Genomic DNA, 3,706 nt, shown 5'->3' on the forward strand with positions numbered 1-3,706 from the left:
ATACGAAACGGATTAAGGCAAAATTAAAAATGAGCCCGGTACAATACCGGACTCACTTTTATCAAGCTGCCTAATGAAATAACCGTGTCTAACTTTTAGGGGTCACTTCATTTTTGGATGCTCTTCGTTATAACTATATATTATTTAATTTTCTTCATTTATTGGTACCATTTTTCCATGTTGAGAATCCGTACCTGTACCTTCTGTTCTTTCAACAGTTTTTGCATGTTTTCCAGGTTGTGATTCTGTACCTTCTTTTGTTTCTACCATTTTTCCTTCTTGAGAATCTGTACCTGTACCTTCTGTTCTTTCAACAGTTTTTACATCTCCTTTAGATGCTGGCACTGTATCTTTAGGTACATCAAAGTTTTTTGAGAAAGACGTTGTTCCATCTGCACTCATTGTAACCCATTGATTCGAACTATTTTCATTTGACTTTAAATTGTCCGTTTTCGCATCATCTGCACCTATTGCACCACCCGCTAATAATCCTGTACTTAAAAATGCTCCTGCTAATAATGTTTTAATCATTTTTCATTACCTCCTGTTTATTTGTAATATTCATCAAAAAAGTATCTAGAGTTAATGTTTTAGTCATTATCTTTATCTACTTGCTTTTTGATTACATTTAGCATAAGGCAAGAATCTATAGCTGATATGGACTGTATCTGGAGATTATGTAAAGAAAAATAGATGATCAATTGTATATCCTAATGGATGCTTAGACAAGATTAAAATTTTATATGAGTTTGATAGTTGAATTATCCTTTGTTTTTGAACGTAAGGTTTATGGCTGGGGCAAAACCTATTGAGGACCTAATCTTTTCTAATTTGAAAATAAACTTTTAAATTTGAACTACCCCCACTTTCACTTCGTTTAGAAGTGAGGGATTCCTAAGTAAAGAGTTCTATCGAACTCTAATTGATTAGGCTAACCCCGCAGTCCTTGCGGTTAGAAGCCTTATCGCTTCATTCTTTAGATTGATACTTGCGTTAATATCTCTATCATGATGTGTTTGACAAGAAGGACAGTCCCATTCACGTAGGTTGAGATTTTTAACGTCTTTATTTTGATACCCACAACAAGAACATAATTGGCTGGAAGCAAATGTTTTCGATACGACAATGACTTGTTTGCCATACCATTTTGCTTTGTATTCTAACATGGATCGAAATTGCGACCAAGATACCTCACTAATTGCTTTTGCTAACTTATGATTCTTTAACATATCCGATACTTGCAAATCCTCTATACCGATAATATCGTGGTTTTTGATGATTTCAGTTGAAATTTTGTCCAAGTAATCTTTTCTAGCATTGGATATGTATTCATGAATTCTAGCTACCTTTACTCGTTGTTTATTCCAGCGAGAAGATCCTTTCATTCTTCTAGAAAGCACACGCTGTGCTTTCGCCAACTTATCTTCTAATGATCGGAAAAACTTCGGATTTTCATAGTGGGTTCCATCTGACAAAATAGCGAAATCTTTTAGTCCTACATCTATTCCAATGTAAGAACTTGTTTTCGGAAGTTCTTGTACTTCTGTTTCAACTAATAGTGACACAAAATATCTACCAGAAGGGTTCCGTCTAACCGTAGCATTTACAATACGCCCCTCTACTTCGCGACTTTTGGCAAATCGAACAAGACCTAGTTTCGGCAACTTTATTTTGTTCCCTACAACGGCAATGTTTTCATTTGTTTGTTTTGTAGTATAAGATTGTACGTTGTTCTTCTTAGATTTAAAGCGCGGTGCGCTGTTTTGTTTTTTGAAAAAGCGTGTTTAAGCATCCGCAAGGTTGCGAACAGACGACTGAATCGCAATACTATCCACTTCTTTTAGCCAAACAAGCTCTTTCTTCATGGCAGGTAGTTTGGCAGAGCATGTACCATAGGTCAAGCCTTTTCCTGTCTCTTTGTATGCTTGATCCCATAAGGATAGGAAATAATTGAATACAAAGCGAGAACATCCAATCGTTTTGTTGATTAGAATTGCTTGTGCCTGATTTGGATAGATACGAAACTTATAGGCTTTATTCATGATTATTTGATTCACCTCCATTTCGGTATATGACTATTATACACCAAACGTACATTCGATAGGTAGTCGAGTAACACTTTCTGTATGTCGAACAATTAAGATGGCTTCCTGCCATTCCTTGTTCGAAGCCAATTCATCTCCCACCTACTCACTGGGCTGTGACCCTTCACGCTCCTTGAGGAAGGAGTCTTCTTGGCTAAAATAATAAATAAAAAAAAGAGGATCGCCCCATACTAGAGCAGATCCTCTCTTTCACTTCACATACACATAGGCTTCGTTTGCTGTTATATAATATGTTTTACCTTTACTATTGTGCACTCTATATTGTGGTGAATTATTTACAATTACCTTTGTATCAATAATGAATCCTAAACCCATATCTACAGTACCGGCAACATCTTTATCTTGCCAAGATGGAGAATCATAGAAACGTAAATTATTTAATTTTGAAATAACTCTTTTACCAATTACTGTAGCAGGTTCATTGCCTTGGCAACGAATATATGAAGAATCATAATAAATCCATTGGTTACCACCAAAATGTAACCAGTTCCCTAATTTATTCCATACTTTATAAGCCTCACCTTTTTGTAGCTTACGAATAACACTATTTTCTGTTGATGGTCCAGAGCGGAGATTTACATTGTATCCTTCAATATATGCAATACCATTCGACTCTACTGTACCAGATATTTCATTTGGTTTTTGTGGTTTGGTATCCACTGTAACCGTGCTCCCGTTATAAACCTTTAACACGTCTGCTCGGAACTTAGCCTCAGATACGCCATGACTACGAAGATAATCCAGTGGATCTTCATGGTCTGTCCCGCCTAATTTATAAGTAATATCCCTATGGGTCCATAATCCTTTAGAGGGATGAATATTTCGTTCTCGCAAGATTTCCCCAATTAATTCTATATATTTTTCATATGAACGCTTAAATTTTAATGGATCACTTGTCTCACACAATTCAACATGAACAAATCTAGCATTTGCTGCTGGACCTGCCCCCCATGCCTGATGTTTTATAGATGCAATTTGAATTTTTTCATTCCAATCCACTGCGTAGTGAACAAACGCTGAACGCCATGTGCGAGACTCATATTTTTGAATATTAATTGCTGGCGCCTCTGGGGTAGCTGTAGAATGTGCCACAACACCTTCATAAGCTCCAACACCATAACGGTATGGTTGTTTTGGTAAATCAGGAATAAATAGAATTCTATCAGCAAATACATTTGTTTCAATTGATAACACTAAAATAATAGCAACAACTATGGATAAAATATGCTTGTATTTCTTTTTCATTTTCTATCGGCATCCCTTTTTACAATTTTTGTATGGTCAAATAATCCACTAGCTGACAATCCGATAATCATTCCTTGAAATAAATTCATTTTAATATCTTGAGACAAAAATAAAACACCTAGCGTAATGCCAAGTGTTAAATTAAATAACGGAATATATTCTGTTTGCAGTCCAGTCGTTTTTGCAATTTGTGAAATTCCTACAACAACCCCAATCATTGCCGTAATTTCAATCATTACATACCTCCTCCTCGTATGATTAAGTTAGGTTTTTTAGGGACGGGATGTACCTATAAACCCAAGAGTATCTATTTTTATGAGATACTTAAATTTGTAGATAGAGTGTTGCCGACCACC

At 35.8% G+C, this 3,706-nt stretch carries 3 protein-coding genes and 1 pseudogene; all 4 read right to left on the reverse strand.

Going from position 1 to position 3,706, the window contains the following annotated elements; translation table 11 throughout:
* Positions 1-144: 144 nt before the first annotated feature.
* On the reverse strand, positions 145-531 hold the full coding sequence (locus ACS2CR_RS33665; protein WP_153603118.1) for an alpha-ketoglutarate permease: 387 nt from the start codon (positions 529-531) through the stop codon (positions 145-147).
* 395 nt (positions 532-926) lie between these two features.
* Positions 927-2,048, reverse strand: a pseudogene (gene tnpB / locus ACS2CR_RS33670) (IS200/IS605 family element RNA-guided endonuclease TnpB).
* Positions 2,049-2,294: 246 nt separating this feature from the next.
* On the reverse strand, positions 2,295-3,350 hold the full coding sequence (locus ACS2CR_RS33675; protein WP_153603117.1) for an N-acetylmuramoyl-L-alanine amidase: 1,056 nt from the start codon (positions 3,348-3,350) through the stop codon (positions 2,295-2,297).
* On the reverse strand, positions 3,347-3,586 hold the full coding sequence (locus tag ACS2CR_RS33680) for a holin (RefSeq protein WP_153603116.1): 240 nt from the start codon (positions 3,584-3,586) through the stop codon (positions 3,347-3,349). Before ACS2CR_RS33680 ends, ACS2CR_RS33675 begins: the two co-directional genes overlap by 4 nt.
* Positions 3,587-3,706: the final 120 nt, after the last annotated feature.

The sequence above is a fragment of the Bacillus cereus group sp. BceL291 genome, assembly GCF_051776705.1.
In the GTDB taxonomy this organism is placed as follows: domain Bacteria; phylum Bacillota; class Bacilli; order Bacillales; family Bacillaceae_G; genus Bacillus_A; species Bacillus_A cereus.